The following is a 15,470-nucleotide window of genomic DNA, read 5'->3' on the forward strand; positions in this document are numbered from 1 at the left end:
CCCCCGAGGCGGCGACCCCGGCGTACGGCATACCCGTATGGCCGGACACCCCGCCACAGGCGTACTGGGCGGCCGAAACGGCACCCCAGCCGCCGGTCCCGCCGATACCGGCCGGACCGTCGGCGACACCGCCGGCACCGGCCCCGCCGGCCCAGGTCCAAGACCTCGGCCTGCTCGCACCACCGCACACCACAGGGGAAAGGGGAGAGGGAGGGGGCGGGGGCGGGGCCCCCAGGCGGAAGCGGACCGGCGGCGGCTCCCGGCGCCGACGGTTCCCGACGGTGCTGGCGGGCACCGGCACGGTGGTCGCCGTGGGCACGGTGGCGCTGGCGATGGGCATGCTGTCGCGTTCCGTCGAGAGCGACACGGTCCTCCTGGATGCCAAGCCCTCGGCGCCCGCCGCGAGCGTCCTCCCGACGACCCCGACGGAGTCCGCCTCCCCCTCCGCCGCCCCCACCAGGTCGGCGTCCCGCTCCGCGTCTCCGAGGGCGTCGAAGTCGGCGTCCCCGTCACCCACCGCGTCGGCTCCGTCAACCGCCGCGGCCCCGGCCGCACCGCCCACCACGCCGAGCCCCAGCCGTTCGGCGACCGGCTCCGCATCGCCGTCGAAGGCACCCATCCTCCGCCAGGGCGACTCGGGGCCGGAGGTGGAGAAGATGCAGCGGCTCCTGGCGGCCAACGGCGTGTACCGCGGCAGGATCACCGGCCGGTTCGACAGCCGTACCAAGGAAGCCGTCGCGGAATTCCAGTGGCGCAACGACATCTACGACGACGGCTACGGCGTCTACGGGCCCGCCACCCGCAAGGCCCTGGAGCGCACCGCCTGATGCCCACGAAGCCGCCGCCTGCCCGGAGCAGGGGCCGTGGCGGGCTGCCCTGCGCCCGACCCGGCCGAGGTCCCGGCTGACGAGGCCGTACGACGTCCCCTGCCCCGCGTGCCGCTGCCCGCGCACAGCATGGCCGGCGGGCGGCCCGGGCGGCCCGGGCGGGCGCCGGCTCGCGGCCACCACGGGCCGCCGGCACGCGAACCCACCTCACCCCCCGGCCCACCGGCCGCCGCACTCACCGTCGCCGACTCCCCGCGGGCCGGGCCCCGCCTTCGCCAGGCACCCCACCCGTCCTGACGCCGACTCCTGTCAGGCAGGCCGGCCCTCACGGGTCCCTGCGGACGCCCTCCCCCGCAGGCTGTGTCACTCCCTGCCCTCCATGCGCTTCCCGATGTCCCCACGCCGCCCTCCACCCCGACGACCATGCGGCGCTCCGCCGGCAGAGCCGGGGAATGGCCGCCGTCAGAGCCCGCGCCCTCCCCTGCCGCCGCGGCCGCCCCGAGGCCCGGGTCTCGTCCGCATCCGGGGGCGATTGGCGCACCGGGCCCCTTGTTTTGTATCGTGTAGGAACAAAGTGGTTCCGTCCGCATTCCCTGACCGGTGGGCGGAACCGCTTGTTTCTTTCTCCCGCCCCGTCTGGAGCCCCGCCGATGCCGGCCAGCACCACCACCGCCCCCGCCGTCCTCACCGCCAAGGCCCTCCTGCTGGACATGGACGGCACCCTGGTCAACTCGGACGCCGTGGTCGAGCGCTGCTGGCGGGAGTGGGCCGTCTCACACGGCCTCGACCCGGAGGAGGCCCTCAAGGTGGTCCACGGCCGGCAGGGCTACGCCACGATGGCGATCCTGCTGCCCGACCGCCCGATGGAGCTCAACCACGCAGAGAACGCGGTGATGCTCGCCCGCGAGACCGCCGACACCGACGGCGTCGTCCCGATCGGCGGGGCTCCGGAGTTCATGCGGGCCATCGCCGGGCTGCCGCACGCCCTGGTCACCTCCGCCGACGCCGCCCTGGCCTCGGCCCGGATGGAAGCCGCCCGGCTGCCGCTGCCCGAGGTGCGCGTCACCGCCGAGTGCGTCGAGGCCAGCAAGCCGCACCCCGAGGGCTTCCTGAAGGGCGCGGCGGCACTGGGTGTCGACCCCGCCGACTGCATCGTCTTCGAGGACTCCGCCGCCGGCATAGCCGCAGGCAAGGCCGCAGGCATGCGCGTGATCGGCATAGGCCCGCGCGCCGCGAAGCACAGCCCCGCGGCCCACGTCCCCGACCTGGCGTCCGTCGAGGTGGCCGCCGCTCCCGACGGCTCGATCCACCTCACCCTCACCCCCGCCGCCTGACCTGGCGTCACGGCAGCCGCGCCGGCCCGGGGAGGCGAGAACCGCCCCGGGCGGCACACCGGCCCCCGCACCCCCGTACGCACGTACGCCCGACGGGGACTGGGGCCGGGGCCGGGGCCGGGAACCGGCCGGACCGGCACCCCGCCTCACCTCCGCCCCGGCCGCGTACCCAGGCCAGGCTCAGCCGACGACGGCCTCGTACAGGGAGAACCCGCCCAGGGCGGTCATCACGGCAGCCGCGATCTTCGTGATGAGGCGGAGGGGGACGTACTTCATGAGGGTCCGGCCGCCGAGGATGCCGATGCCGGCGACGGCCCAGAGAGCCAGTACGGCACCGATGCCGACCGAGAGCGGGTTGTCGTAGCGGGCGGCGAGGTTGGCGGTCATGATCTGCGTGAGGTCGCCGAACTCGGCGACGAGGATCAGCATGAAGCCGGCGCCCGAGACCTTCCAGAAGGACTGGTCGGCGGGCGGCTTGACATCCTCGTCCCCGTCGCCCGTCTTCAGCAGCAGCATCGCCGCGCCGGCGAGGAAGAGGACGCCGACGACGGCCTGCACGAGCCGGTGGGGCAGCAGGGTGAGGACGCTGCCGGCGGCGATGGCGAGCGCCACGTGCACGGCGAAGGCCGCGGCGACTCCGGCGAAGACGTACGAGGCGCGGTAGCGGGTGCCGAGGACCAGGCCGGCGAGGGCGGTCTTGTCGGGCAGTTCGGCGAGGAAGACGACGCCGAAGGCGATGGCCGTGACGGCGATGCTGAAGTCGGTGCTGAACACGGGGCTGGGACCTCGATCGGTGGGCGGTCGGGCGCCGCTGTTCCGAGAGACCTGGAGTGCTGTGTCAGGGGTCGCTTCGGCTCGGCGGCGCCCTGACGGTGTTCGGTGCGTCCGTGGCGGTGCACGGGTGCGGTGAACGCGGACAGGACACTGCGGCCGAAGGTCTCGCTGGCCGACCGCGGTGTGCGGCCTGCCTCCGGGCGCCGGCTGGGTGGCCCAGCAGTATGTCGACGGTCCGGCGAAGAGCTACTCCCCTTCTGCTCCGCCAAGGATACGCGACGGCGCGGCCGCTGAAACGAGGCAGGCGGCCCGGTCACGACATGTCGGGAAGCCCCGCGGAGGCGTGCGGCGGGGGCACCCGCTGCCCCCGCCGGCCCACCCCTTCCCCCCGCCCCCGGAAGCCGGGCCTCCGCCGTGCCCGCCCTCCGGAACCCCAACGTCCGCTCAGTCCGGGGAAGTTGCCCGCTCACAAGCCTGACGTGCACATGTCGCAAGCCGGTAACCTTGCGCCCGCCGACCCGCAATCCGGCACCGCCACCCTGGCCGCGGCCCCCTCCCACGGGGCCTTCCGGCCGCCACACCCCCACCACCCCAGGGAGCTCCCCCATGGCCCTCTCGGCCCGCATACCCTCCGTCTACGCGCGTCGCATCGGCGTGCTCGCGTCCTCCGCCGCCCTTGCCTCCCTCGCGTCCCTCGTGAGCGCCCCCGCCGCGCACGCCGCCCCGCCCACCCCCATCAGCGCCTCCTCCGCCCGGGCCTACCTCGCCACCGTCACACCCCGCACCGAAGGCTCCCTGACCGGCTACAGCCGCTCCCTGTTCCCGCACTGGAGCACCGTCTCCGGCACCTGCAACACCCGCGAGACGGTCCTCAAGCGGGACGGCTCGGGCGTCGTCACGGACTCCTCCTGCGCCTCCGTCCGCGGCTCCTGGTTCTCCGAGTACGACGGCGCCACCTGGACCGCCGCCTCCGACATCGACATCGACCACGTCGTCCCGCTGGCCGAGGCCTGGCGCTCCGGGGCGTCCTCCTGGACCACCTCCAGGCGCCAGCAGTTCGCGAACGACCTCACCCGACCGCAGCTCATCGCGGTCACCGACCACGTCAACCAGGCCAAGGGCGACAAGGACCCCTCCGACTGGATGCCCTCCCGCACCTCCTACCGCTGCACCTACGCCCGTATGTGGGTCCACGTGAAGCAGTACTGGGGCCTGGGCATGGACTCCGCGGAGAAGACGGCCCTGGTCAACGAACTGAACGCCTGCTGAGGGCCGCCCGGACGTCCGCCCCCGCCCGGCCCCGGGTCCTTTTCCCCCGCCCGGGGGAGGCCCGCCACCCCCTCCCCGTCGTACCGTGACCACAGGGTCGTCAGGAGGGGGAGTTCGATGGCCACGCTGCGCCTGGGGCCGCTGTTGCGCCACGTCGACTGGGAGACGGGCGGCTCGGCCACGCTGTGGGTCGAGGCCGACCGCCCGTGCCGGGCCGAGGTCCGCTGCGCCGACGGCGCGGGAGGCGATGCGCGCACGTTCCAGATAGCGGGGCACCACTACGCGGTCGTGCCGGTGTCGGGCCTGGCCCCGGGCACCACGACGGCGTACGAGGTCCTGCTGGACGGAGTCCGCGTGTGGCCGCTGCCCGACAGCGGCTTCCCGCCGAGCACGATCACGACGCCCGCCGTCGCCGGCCCCGGCCGGGCCGCTCCGTCCGTACGCATCACGTTCGGCTCGTGCCGGCATGCGGCGCCGCCCGCCGACCGGCACGGGCCGCACGGGCCGGACGCGCTGGACACCCTCGCCGCGCGGCTCGCCGCCCACCCGGACGAGCCCCGGCCCGACGTCCTGCTGCTCCTCGGCGACCAGGTGTACGCCGACCAGCCGTCCCGGGAGACCCGCCAGTGGCTCGCGGCCCGCCGCGACCTGCGGGACCCGCCCGGCGCGCAGGTCGCGGACTACGAGGAGTACACGCGGCTGTACGACGAGTCGTGGCGCGACCCGGAGATCCGCTGGCTGCTGTCCACGGTGCCCAGCCTCCACATGTTCGACGACCACGACGTCATAGACGACTGGAACACCAGCGCGGCCTGGCTCGCGGAGATGCGGGCCCTGCCGTGGTGGCGGGAGCGCGTGCTCAGCGGGCTGATGTCGTACTGGGTGTACCAGCACCTGGGCAACCTCTCCCCGGCCGAGCTGGCCGCCGACCCGCTGTACGGGGCGGTGTGTGCCTCCCCGGACGGTACGGAGGCGCTGCGCGCCTTCGCCTCCGCGGCCGACTCCGGCCCGGCGGCCGTGCGCTGGAGCTACCGCCGGGACTTCGGCCGGACCCGGCTGCTGATGGTGGACACGCGGGCAGCCCGGGTCCTGGCGGAGGACCGGCGGGCCATGCTGCATCCGGCGGAGGAGCAGTGGCTGCGGGAGAACGCCCTCGCCGGCCACGGGGGCTTCGACCACCTGCTGATCGGCTCGTCGCTGCCCTGGCTGATACCGCCTCTGATCCACGACGCCGAGGTGTGGGACGCCGCGCTGTGCCGCGGGGAGCGGGGGCCGCGCTGGGCGCGGGTCGGCGAGCGGCTGCGGCGGCTGGCGGACCTGGAGCACTGGGCGGCGTTCCCCGGCTCGTTTGCCGCGCTCGGCGACCTGATCGAGGAGGTGGGGACGGGCCCGCGGGCGCCGGCGACCTTGGCGGTCCTCTCCGGGGACGTCCACCATGCGTACGTGGCCGAGCCCCGGATGGCCACGGCGGCGCGGGTGTTCCAGCTGACGTGCTCGCCGGTGCACAACTCGGTGCCCGGGGTCGTCAGATGGGGCTTCCGGCTGGGCTGGTCGCGGCTGGGCCGCCGGCTGGGCCGGGTCCTGTCCCGGCACGGGCGGACGGGGCGGCCTCCGCTGGCCTGGCGGCGCACGGGCGGGCCGTGGTTCGGCAACCAGCTGATGACGCTGTCGCTTTCGGGCCGGGAGGCGCGGCTGCGCCTCGACCAGGCGCGCCGCAGCCGCGGCGGCCGCGGCGGTCGGCGCGCTGCGCGGCTGGTGGGTGTGCTGGACCGGCGGCTGACACCGGACGGTTGAGGGCCGGGACCCGCGCGCCGGGCGGGCGGGTCACGGGCGTACGCTGTGTGGCTGTCAAGCCGCTCCTGCCGCTCCCCCGCGACGTCGCGGCGCTGCATGCCGTCGCACGCCAACCGGACTGGGGAGTCCCGCTTGTTTGAGACGCTGGGGTCGCTGACCACGAGCCCGTGGATCTACGCCGTGGTGGCCTTGTCGGTGGTGCTGGACGTGTTCCTGCCGGTATTGCCGAGCGGCGTCCTGGTGATCACGGCGGCTGCGGCCGCGGCGGCGGCCGGCGCTGCCGGTCCGGTGCCCGTGCCGGAGCAGGTGCCGGACATCGCGGCGCTCCTGGTGATCGCCGCGACGTCGTCGGTGCTGGGTGACATGGCGGCGTTCCGGGTGGCCCGGCGCGGCGGGGGCCGGCTGGAGCGGGCCATCGCCCGGTCCCGCAGGCTGACGCTCGCCCAGGAGCGCCTCGGCACGGCGCTGGCCCGAGGCGGCGGCGCCCTGGTCGTGATCGCCCGGTTCGCGCCCGCCGGCCGGTCGGTGGTCTCCCTCGGCGCCGGCAAGACCCACCGCAAGGTCAGGGAGTTCCTTCCCTGGTCGGCACTGGCCGGCATGGCCTGGGCCGGCTACAGCGTCGCCCTGGGCTACTTCGGTACGCAGTGGCTGGGCGCGGCCTGGCTCGGCACCGCCGTGTCGGTACTGGCCCTGTTCGCCGCGGGGGCCCTGGCGGGCTTCGTGATCCGCCGCCCGTCGCCGGCGGTATAGCAGCAGCGGCAACACGTACGCGTCACGCATCCCCCGGACGGCGCACCGGCTCACCCGTTCACCCAGCCTGAATCGCCGTGCCCGGCGGGGGCTCCTAGCGTCGCAGAGAGGCGCACAGCCGAATTCCGCGTCACATCCGTGGCGGGGTCGCGCCGTTTCGAGGAGCCCCGAGGAGTTCTCTCCATGACCGCCAAGCTGCCGAACCGCCGCCTGCTGGGCCTCGCGGCCGCGACGCTCGCCGTGGCCGCCGCGACCGCCACTCCCGTCACCGCAGCCCCGTCCGTCACGTCACCGACCGCGACGGTCTCCCCGACCAGTGCCGCCCCTGGCAGCCGCGTCAGCCTCACGCTCCGCGGCTGCGCGACCCGGGCGGCCAGGGCCACGTCCACCGCCTTCGGCGATGCCCGCCTCGCCCCGGCGACGGGCGACGGCACAGCCCTCTTCGGTTCGGCGACCGTCTACAACAACGCCTCCACGGGTGCGCACTCGGTCACCTTCGACTGCGGCGACGGCTCCAGGATCACGGTGTCCCTGCAGGTCACCCCGGGCGCGGCCCGCGGCGGTACCGGCGGCAGCATCGGCGGCGCCAACCCGGCCCTGATCGCCGTCGGCGGCACCCTGGCCGCGAGCGCCCTCGGCGCGGGCGTCTGGGTGCTGCGCCGCCGCACCCGCACCACCTGACGGCCGGCGGGGCGGCTACGCGGCCGGCGCCGCCGCCCCCCGCACCTTCAGCCCTTCGAGCAGGTCCCGCGTCGCCTCGGCGACGGCGTCCACGGCGGCGTCGAAGACCTCCTGGTTGTGCGCGGCGGGCGCCCGGAAACCGGACACCTTCCGCACGTACTGCAGTGCGGCGGCGCGGATCTCCTCCTCGGTGGCCTTCTCGGGGATGGCGGGCGGTCGCAGCGTCTTGATGGAACGGCACATACCCCCACTATCCGCTACCGGGGCAGTTCCGCTCCGGACAGCTTCACGATCAAGGCGGCCTGGAGCCGCGCCCGCACCTCGGGGTCGGCGACCTCGTCGAGCAGCCCGACCGCCTGCTGCATGGCCGCGGCCGCCCGCCGGTCCTCCCTGAGGGACGCCGTCTGCGCGGCCATGTGCCGCAGCGCGATGTCGGCCCGCCGGTGGAGGAGCTGCCCGATCAGCGTGACGACCACCCCGACGGAACACGTCACGACGCCGAGGTAGAGGTCCCCGGAGGTCTCGGCCCGCCACACGGCGAGCGCCACCCCGAACAGCAGGATCGCGGCCCCGGCCCCGGCGAACCACTGGCTGGTGACAAAGCTGCTCCGCGCCTGCGCCAGCCCATAGGCGTAGTACTCGACAAGCACGGACGTGAAGTCCCCGTCCCCCCGCCGCCCGCCCCGCGGAAGGGCCCCCACATCCGCGTACTTGGCATCCGGCTCCCCCTCCCGTTCCCCCATCCCTGCGAGCAGCCGCTCCCGCTCAACCCCCCGCCACCGCTCAAGCCTCTCCCCGAACAAGCCCACCACCCCCACAGCCGCCTGCCCGGACGCGCCCGGTGCCCCGCTCACTCCTCGCAGCCGCACTCCGCCCCGCTGCCGTACGAAGGTGCGGATGCGCCCCATCAGGAAGGCCGCCACCGGCCGCTGCACCCCGGTGCCGGCCACGGCAACGTGCGCGCCCGCAACCGGAACTGAACCGCTTCCCGAACTCATGCCCTCCGCGTGGCGCCCCCAACCAGCCGCCCACCCCGGCTCCGGAGCACGCGCGGGCGCTGCCCTGTGGTGTGCCGGGTGTGTCGGCCGGACCGGATCGTGCACGATGCATGGCGCCGGTACATGCGTCGGCGGCGCCCAGGCAGCCGCGTGGGGGGTTGCCGTCACTTGCAGCGCTCAAAGGCCCCCCGCCAAGATCGGCGGGGGGCCTTTGTGCTGGTGGGCGCGGACGGTTTCGAACCGCCGACATCTGCTTTGTAAGAGCAGCGCTCTACCCCTGAGCTACGCACCCGTGGACGAGCCGACAGCCTACATGGCGGGCGCACCCCCCACGCAAACCCGTTCGCTGGGGGAGAATGGAGCGGGGCACGGTGGCGGCGGTACGGGAGAGGGATTGTGACGACGGCATCCCGGCGGTGGTTCGGCGGGCGGGGAGACAGTCGCAGGGCGGATGCCCAGGCGGCCAAGGATGCCGCGGCGGCGGCGTTCTACGAGCTGGACACCGCGCAGCGGGATCTGCGGATCTCGCTGGAGACGATTGCCGCCGGTGACGGTTCGCCCGCGGCGCGGCAGGCGGCCGAGGCGTTCGCCGCGCTGGGGCAGCGGATCGACGAGGCCAGCCATGTGTACATCGAGGCGGTCGACGCGCACGACCTGGACCGGCCCGAGCTGGACGGGGCCGTGGCGGGGCGGGCGCGGGAGGAGCTGACGCGGGCGCGCGACGGGCTGGTCCGCGTGAAGGCCGAGCTGGACCGCTTCGCGCAGGGCATCCAGCCGCTGCTGGACCGGGCGGAGACGCAGCTGGCGCGGGTCGTGCCGGCCCGGGAGCGGGCGAAGGCAGCACTGCTTGCGGCGAGCACGGCGCTGGACGAGGTGCGTGCCCGCGGGATGCGGGCGGACGAGTTCGCGGCCCGGCTGGCGGCGCTCGCGCCGGAGCTGACCCTGCTCAACCAGGGCGCGGCGCGGCACGGCGTGCAGGAGACGGTGCAGCGCGCGGACCGGATCCTGCGCGACGCCGAGGGGATACGGGCCGAGCTGGAGCGGCTGCCGGAGCGGGCGGCGGAGATCGACCGGCGGCTGGTCAGCCTGCGGACGCGGGCCCAGGCGCTGCGCAACCGGGCGGACCGGGTGGACCCGGTGCTGAGCGAGCTGCGCCGGAGGTTCTCGGCAGCGTGCTGGCAGGACCTCCAGCAGGTGCCGGAGCAGGCGGTGCAGGACGTGGGGCGGGCCGAGCAGGAGCTGGTCAGGGCGGCGCAGGCCCGCGAGGAGCAGCGGTGGGGTGACGTCGCGACGCTGATCGAGGCGGTGAGGTCCGCCCTGGACTCGACCGACGAGGCCGTGTCGGCGGCGCAGGACCGGCTGACCCGGCTGGAGGCGGTGGCCCGGGACCCGCAGGCGGAGGTGCAGCGGACGCGTTTCGCGATCCGGGATGCGCAGCGCCTGGCGATGGAGGGTCGCAGTGTGCCGGATCCCCGGCATGCGGGTCCGCTGGACCAGTCGGTGGCCCGGGTGGACCGTGCGGTGGCGTCCCTGGAGGGCCGGCACCCCGATTACTGGCACTTTCTCCGGGAGATGGAGGAGGTCCGGGCGGCGGTCGGCCGGGTGGTCGCCGACATGCGGGGCCGCCGCGGCGCCAACGGCTGAACCGGCCGGGCCGGCTGGACGGCAGGGGCGCGGGTCGCTGCCGAGCGGTGGGTGCGGGCCGCTTCCGGGTCCGGGCGGTCGCCTGCTGCATGCAGGGTCGCCGGCCGGGATGCGGCTGGGGCGCCCCGCGCTCCGGGGGCCCGTCTGGGTGGGGTTGTCCGGGCATGGGTGGCGGCGGATGCTGGAGGGGCAGGGTCGGAGCTGAGGAGGGCGTCATGGCTGCCCATACGTTTCGCAGGGGGCGCAAGGAGCGCGGCGTACGGGGGCGGCAGGCGGCGCCCGCGTCTTCGTCCGTGGTGCACGAGGTCTATGCCCCGCATGCGGCGTACGGGTGTCATGAGGCGCACGAGAACTATGCGCCCTACACACCCCATGAGGACGCCGGGCAGCGGGCGCACAAGGTCGGGCACAAGCTGCTGCACCGGATGACGCATCCGGTCGAGGCGCAGCTCGACGAGCACCTGCCCGCCGACCACAAGCTCATCACCGTGTACCGGGTCGGTGCCGGGCTGACCGGGCTGCTGCTGGTGGTGTTCGGGGTGCTGGGGTTGATCGACCGTATCGGCTTCTTCGACACCGGCGGCGACACCGTCCTCTCCCTGAACACCAACGGGGCGCTCAGCGTCCTGTCGATCTGTGTGGGGCTGCTGCTGTTCGCCGGGATGGTGATCGGCGGGAATTTCGCGTCGACGTTGAACATCACGCTCGGGCTGGCGTTCATCGCGAGCGGGTTCGTGAACCTGGCTCTGCTGGACACCGAGCTGAACTTCCTCGCCTTCGAGATCCAGAACGTGTTGTTCAGCTTCGTCGTCGGCGTGATGTTGATGTGGTTCGGGATGTACGGGCGGGTGGGCAGCGCCCTGCCCCACGACAATCCGTACTGGCGGGCCCGCCATCCCGAGCAGGCCGCCAGGGAGGATCGGGCCCGGGAGCGGGCGCGGGCCCGGCTCCAGGCCCGCCACGGGCTGTAGCCTCCCGCTGCCTCCCGCCGCCTGCGCCGCCTCGGTAGCCTAGGCCCATGCCCCGTTACGAATTCCGCTGCCGGACCTGCGACGACACCTTCGTGGTGAGCCGTCCCATGGCCGAGTCGTCCGCTCCCGCCGACTGCCCCGCCGGTCACTCCGACACCGTCAAGCTGCTCTCCGCCGTCGCCGTGGGCGGGACCAGCAGTGCCCCCGCCCCGTCGGGCGGGGGCGGGGGCTGCTGCGGCGGCGGGGGCTGCTGCTGATCCCGGCCCCAAGGCCGGCCCGGCACGGCCCCCGGAGTCCGTCAGCGCTTGCGCGACAGCGTCAGGCCGTCGGAGATCGCCAGCAGTACGGACTCCATGCGCGAGTCGGCGGCGACGTGGTCGTTGAAGGCGCGCACGGCCGCCGCCGCGCCCGTCGCCGCCTCGTCCACGACCCTCCCGTGGAAGAGGGTGTTGTCGGTGACGACGAGCCCGCCGGTCCGCATCCGCGGGACGAGTTCCTCCCAGTACGCGATCTGGCTCTCCTTGTCGGCGTCGACGTACGCGAGGTCGATGTGCGGTTCCTGCGGCATCGCCCGGAGCGTCTCCAGCGCGGGGGCGATCCGCAGGTCGATGCGGTCGGCGACGCCGGCCTCCGCCCAGGCCTCGCGCCCGTACGCCGTCCACTCCTCGGAGACGTCGCAGGCGACGATGGCGCCGTCCTCCGGGAGGGCCTGTGCCATGGCGAGGGTGGAGAAGCCGGTGAAGGTGCCGATCTCCACCACGTGCCGGGCGCCGGTCAGCCGGACGAGGAACGCCAGCAGCGGCCCCTGCTCCTCCGCGGACTGCATGCCGGCGACGTCGGGGAACTCGGCGTAGGTCCGCTCCACCAGCTTCGCGGCGACCGGGTCGAGCGGCGGGTTGTGGTCGAGCATGTACCGGTACAGCTCGTCCGTGATCTTCGTACTGTTGCCCTTGGTCATGGGGCCAGTGTCCCGGCTGCGGCCGCCTTCCGGGTGAACGCCCGCACGATTTCCTCCCCGGCCGCGACTCCTCGTTCCGCGAGCGCCGTCACCGTCGGCGCCGTCCAGCCGCAGTCGGCCAGTTCGCCGTGGCCGGGCCTCCAGGCGGCGTCCGCCGCGAGCAGCAGGTCCGCGTCCAGCAGGGAGTCCCCGGCGGCGAGGGTGGTGGTCGCGCCGGTGCGGCGGGCCACTTCGCGCATCGCGGCGCTCTTCGTCAGCGGCCGCGGCACCGCGTACACCTTGCGGCCCTGGAGGGAGACGGTCCAGCCGCGGGCCTCGGCCCAGTCGGCCAGCGACTTGATCCACTCGTCGGGTACCCGTTCGCGTTCGACGACGAGGTAGGCGAAGAGGTCCTCCGCGACACGCGCCTTGCGCAGCCACGCCGGGTCGGCGGCCGCCAGCAGGTGGCCGTGCACCTCCTCCAGCGGGGCGCACTCCTCGGCGAGGCGGGCCGCGACCTGCCGCCGCCAGTCCCGGTCCGGTACGCCGTCCACCAGCAGCTGCCCGCCGTTCGCGCAGATCGCGTACCGGGCGGGGCGGCCGGGGAAGCGGATGCGCTGGTACTGCTTGCGCGTGCGGGTCGTGGTCGGGACGAACACCACCCCGGGGTCGGCGGTCAGTTCGGCGAGGAGTGCGGCCGCCGCCTCGGTCATGTAGGACAGCGGGCGGCTCTCGTGGACCTCGACGCAGAGCAGCCGCGGGGCTGCCGCGTCGGGCATGGTGAGGGCGAGCGCCGCCGCCGAGTAGATGAGGGTGCGGTCGAGGTCGCTGGCTACCAGGACGGTCACTTGGAGGCCACAGCCTTTCCGTCGGCGCCGGTGGCGCCGCGCGTGTATCGGGGGTGGATGAGTCCCACGCACGTGTAGGGCAGCCCGTCGACCTCTTCCACCGGTACGCCGCGCTGCTCGGCGAGCAGCCGTACGTGGGCCAGGTCGGCTCCGGCGCCGCGCCGGGCCAGGATCTTCCAGGGCACGCGCCGCAGCAGCACGCGGGTGGTCTCGCCGACTCCGGGCTTGACCAGGTTCACGTCGTGGATGCCGTACTCCTCGCTGATCCGCTCCACGGCCGCCCAGCCCTCCCAGGTCGGCGTGCGGTCGGCCGCCAGGAGCTCCTTGACGTCGGCGGCGACGGTGTCGGCCACCTCGTCGAAGCAGGCGGCGACGGTGTCGACGAAGTCGGCGGACACGTCGGCCCCGGCGAGTTCGCGGTAGAACTTCGCGCCGTGGAAGTCGCCGGGCCCGACCAGGTCGTCTCGCAGCACGGTACGCGACACCAGGCCGGAGACGGTGGAGTTGAGGCAGGCGGAGGGGATGAGGAAGTCCTCGCGGGTGCCGTACGTGGAGACGCACGAGCCGGGGTCGGCGAGGACGACGACGTCCCCGTCGAACTCCGCGGCGCCGGGGCCCTCCTGGTCGCGGTACGCGCGCAGTGCGGCGGCGAGTTCGCGGGTGATGGCGCCCTTGCCGGTCCAGCCGTCGACGAACACCACGTCGGCCGGGTCGTGCCGGGCGGCCAGCCAGCGCAGCGCGTTGGCGTCGATGCCGCGGCCGCGGACGATGGAGACGGCGTAGTGCGGCAGGTCCAGGCCGTGCCGGGCGGCCGCCCAGCGGCGCATGAGCACGCCGACGGGCGTCCCGGCACGGGCCAGCGACACCAGGACCGGGGAGGGGGAGCGCTCGGCGAGGACGGTCTCGGTGACGGTGCCGACGGCCCGGGCGATGCGGGCGGCGGAGCCGGCGAGCGCGCTGCGGTACAGCTCCTGGTACTGCGGCGACGGCTGGTACTCGACGGGCAGGGACTCGGCGTAGTGGGCGCCGCCGGCCTGGATGGCCTCCTCGCGCTCTTCGGTCGGGGCCTCCAGGGCGACGTCGGAGAGGTCCTGGAGGAGCCAGCCGACGTCCTCGGGGGCGTACGAGGAGAAGGCGGGGCCGCGCAGCGGCTCGGGCATGGTCGGCTCCTGCCGGTCGGCGGTGGCGGGGGTGGCGGGCCCGGCCGCGCCGGCGGGGCGGCGGGCGGGGACGACGGCGAGCAGGACGCGGCCGGCGTGCGGGGCGAGGCGGGCGAGGAGCCCGTCGGGGGCGTGCAGGGCGGCGGTGTCGCCGTGGCTGTCCACGACGGCGACGACGGTGTCGAAGCCGGCGCCGGCGACGTTGTAGGCGTAGCGGTCGCCGGGCCCGTCGGCCGGGGCGTCGTGGGCGGGGAAGACGAGCTGGGTGCGGATCGCGTAGCCGGGGTCGTCGACGGCGAGGACGGGTGAGCGGGTCGTGGTGGAGAAGCGGACCTCGCGGGCGGCGCCGGACTCCTCCAGGGCGCGGGCGAGGCGCAGCGGCGCGTACATGAGCTCCTCGCTGCCGAGGACGAGGACACGGCCGGGTTCGGGGCCGAGGGCCGCGGCGAGCTGCCCCGCGAGCCGCGGCAGGGACGCCTCCAGCAGGGCGCGGTGGGCGGGGGTGAAGCCGTGGCGGCCGCCGTCGGGCAGGGCGGCGGGCCAGTCGAGGCGGACGCGTACGGCGGCCCCGGCGCCCGGGCGGGAGGCGGTGGCGGCCTCGGCCGCATCAGCCGCGCGGGCCTCAGCCGCAGCCGGAGCCGCACCTGCGTCACCCGCCGCGTTCGCACCACCCGGCGCGCCCGCGCCCCGCTGCTCGTACTCGGCGACGAGGGCCTGCCCGCGCGCCAGCACCCCCTCGGGCAGGTGCACCGTCCCGGAGGCGAGGGCCAGCAGGTCCACGCGGGCGCCGATGTCGGCGGCGAACGCGGCGAGGCGCTCGCGGTCGGCCGGGGAGCGGACGTCGACGAGGGCGACGACGACGTAGTGGGTGCGCGGGTTGCGGGAGTGCAGGTCGCGGATGGTGTTGAGGACCGTGCTGCCGGTGGAGAACTCGTCGTCGACGAGGACGAGCGGCCCGCTGCCGGCGAGCAGCTGCGGGTCCTCGGGCAGCAGCAGGTGCGAGGTGGCGTGGGAGTGGCTCTCCTCGAAGCCGCCGGACGCGGCCAGGCCGGGTACGGGGCGGCGGGTGGAGTGCAGGTAGGGGGCGGCGCCGAGGCCGTCGGCGACACAGTGGCCGAGGCCGGTGGCGGTTTCGGCGTAGCCGAGGACGACCGCGGTGGCGGGGTCCTCGCCGGAGGCGTCGAGGAGGGCGCGGACCCGCTCGCCGAGGCCGTGCCCGGCGGCGTAGACGGCCTGCGGGGACTGGGGGACGTGCTTGCCGAGGACGTTCGAGACGAGCAGGTGGGCCCGCTTGGGGTTGCGCCGCAGGGCGAGGCCCAGGAGTGCCTCCAGCCGTGGCGCCCCGGGGTCGCCGGAGGCTCCTTCCAGGCGTACGCCCAGCCGGTCCGCCACCCAGGTTCCCGACCACACCGCGTCGATCGTCTTGCCTTTCTCCGTGGCCGGGGCGGTCAATGCCGCCGGCCTTGCCTGCCGGTGCGCACGG

15 protein-coding genes and 1 tRNA gene are annotated in these 15,470 nt (G+C 74.9%); 9 read left to right on the forward strand and 7 right to left on the reverse strand.

Annotated elements, in window-relative coordinates; translation table 11 throughout:
- Positions 1-281: 281 nt before the first annotated feature.
- Positions 282-827, forward strand: a complete 546-nt coding sequence (locus C0216_RS24715; protein WP_114057407.1) for a peptidoglycan-binding domain-containing protein — start codon at positions 282-284, stop codon at positions 825-827.
- Between the two features lie 650 nt (positions 828-1,477).
- A complete protein-coding gene (locus C0216_RS24720; RefSeq protein ID WP_114057408.1) occupies positions 1,478-2,161 on the forward strand; it encodes an HAD-IA family hydrolase in 684 nt (227 codons plus the stop codon).
- A gap of 180 nt (positions 2,162-2,341) precedes the next feature.
- Here C0216_RS24720 and C0216_RS24725 read toward each other — a convergent pair whose 3' ends face one another.
- Positions 2,342-2,935 carry a TMEM165/GDT1 family protein gene (locus C0216_RS24725; protein ID WP_114057409.1) on the reverse strand — a complete coding sequence of 198 codons (594 nt, stop codon included), beginning with the start codon at positions 2,933-2,935 and terminating at the stop codon, positions 2,342-2,344.
- Between the two features lie 624 nt (positions 2,936-3,559).
- Between C0216_RS24725 and C0216_RS24730 the strand changes: the two genes are divergently transcribed.
- The 4 genes from C0216_RS24730 (at position 3,560) to C0216_RS24745 (ending at position 7,429) form a co-directional block, all read left to right on the forward strand.
- Positions 3,560-4,204, forward strand: a complete 645-nt coding sequence (locus C0216_RS24730; protein WP_114058891.1) for an HNH endonuclease family protein — start codon at positions 3,560-3,562, stop codon at positions 4,202-4,204.
- Positions 4,205-4,321: 117 nt separating this feature from the next.
- Positions 4,322-5,998 (forward strand): alkaline phosphatase D family protein, encoded by a 1,677-nt coding sequence (locus C0216_RS24735; RefSeq protein WP_114057410.1) that lies wholly within the window; start codon positions 4,322-4,324, stop codon positions 5,996-5,998.
- A gap of 132 nt (positions 5,999-6,130) precedes the next feature.
- Positions 6,131-6,748, forward strand: a complete 618-nt coding sequence (locus C0216_RS24740; protein ID WP_114057411.1) for a DedA family protein — start codon at positions 6,131-6,133, stop codon at positions 6,746-6,748.
- 183 nt (positions 6,749-6,931) lie between these two features.
- Complete coding sequence (locus C0216_RS24745) at positions 6,932-7,429, forward strand: hypothetical protein (RefSeq protein ID WP_114057412.1); 498 nt, start codon at positions 6,932-6,934, stop codon at positions 7,427-7,429.
- 15 nt (positions 7,430-7,444) lie between these two features.
- On the opposite strand, the gene C0216_RS24750 is transcribed toward C0216_RS24745, so the two are convergent.
- The 3 genes from C0216_RS24750 to C0216_RS24760 form a co-directional block, all read right to left on the reverse strand.
- Positions 7,445-7,672, reverse strand: coding sequence for a DUF2277 domain-containing protein (locus tag C0216_RS24750; RefSeq protein WP_114057413.1), 228 nt, complete (start codon positions 7,670-7,672; stop codon positions 7,445-7,447).
- 14 nt (positions 7,673-7,686) lie between these two features.
- Positions 7,687-8,079 carry a TRADD-N-associated membrane domain-containing protein gene (locus C0216_RS24755; RefSeq protein WP_246042680.1) on the reverse strand — a complete coding sequence of 131 codons (393 nt, stop codon included), beginning with the start codon at positions 8,077-8,079 and terminating at the stop codon, positions 7,687-7,689.
- A 565-nt stretch (positions 8,080-8,644) separates the two neighbouring features.
- Positions 8,645-8,719 (reverse strand) — tRNA-Val (locus tag C0216_RS24760).
- A 104-nt stretch (positions 8,720-8,823) separates the two neighbouring features.
- On the opposite strand from C0216_RS24760, the gene C0216_RS24765 reads away from it, so the two are divergent.
- From C0216_RS24765 to C0216_RS24775, 3 genes are all read left to right on the forward strand, one after another.
- Complete coding sequence (locus tag C0216_RS24765; protein ID WP_174250453.1) at positions 8,824-10,071, forward strand: hypothetical protein; 1,248 nt, start codon at positions 8,824-8,826, stop codon at positions 10,069-10,071.
- A 425-nt stretch (positions 10,072-10,496) separates the two neighbouring features.
- Positions 10,497-11,042, forward strand: a complete 546-nt coding sequence (locus tag C0216_RS24770; RefSeq protein WP_114058893.1) for a DUF4383 domain-containing protein — start codon at positions 10,497-10,499, stop codon at positions 11,040-11,042.
- A 47-nt stretch (positions 11,043-11,089) separates the two neighbouring features.
- Positions 11,090-11,299 (forward strand): FmdB family zinc ribbon protein, encoded by a 210-nt coding sequence (locus C0216_RS24775; protein ID WP_114057415.1) that lies wholly within the window; start codon positions 11,090-11,092, stop codon positions 11,297-11,299.
- Positions 11,300-11,340: 41 nt separating this feature from the next.
- Here C0216_RS24775 and C0216_RS24780 read toward each other — a convergent pair whose 3' ends face one another.
- The 3 genes from C0216_RS24780 to C0216_RS24790 are packed head-to-tail and all read right to left on the reverse strand — an operon-like array spanning position 11,341 to position 15,406.
- Entirely contained in the window at positions 11,341-12,000 is a 660-nt protein-coding gene (locus C0216_RS24780; RefSeq protein ID WP_114057416.1) for an O-methyltransferase, read from the reverse strand.
- Positions 11,997-12,827, reverse strand: a complete 831-nt coding sequence (locus C0216_RS24785) for an HAD family hydrolase (protein WP_114057417.1) — start codon at positions 12,825-12,827, stop codon at positions 11,997-11,999. The genes C0216_RS24780 and C0216_RS24785 overlap by 4 nt, the downstream gene beginning before the upstream one ends.
- Positions 12,824-15,406, reverse strand: coding sequence for a phosphoribosyltransferase (locus tag C0216_RS24790; protein ID WP_174250547.1), 2,583 nt, complete (start codon positions 15,404-15,406; stop codon positions 12,824-12,826). The genes C0216_RS24785 and C0216_RS24790 overlap by 4 nt, the downstream gene beginning before the upstream one ends.
- Positions 15,407-15,470 lie beyond the last annotated feature (64 nt).

Origin of the sequence: Streptomyces globosus (assembly GCF_003325375.1) — a bacterium.
GTDB lineage: Bacteria > Actinomycetota > Actinomycetes > Streptomycetales > Streptomycetaceae > Streptomyces > Streptomyces globosus_A.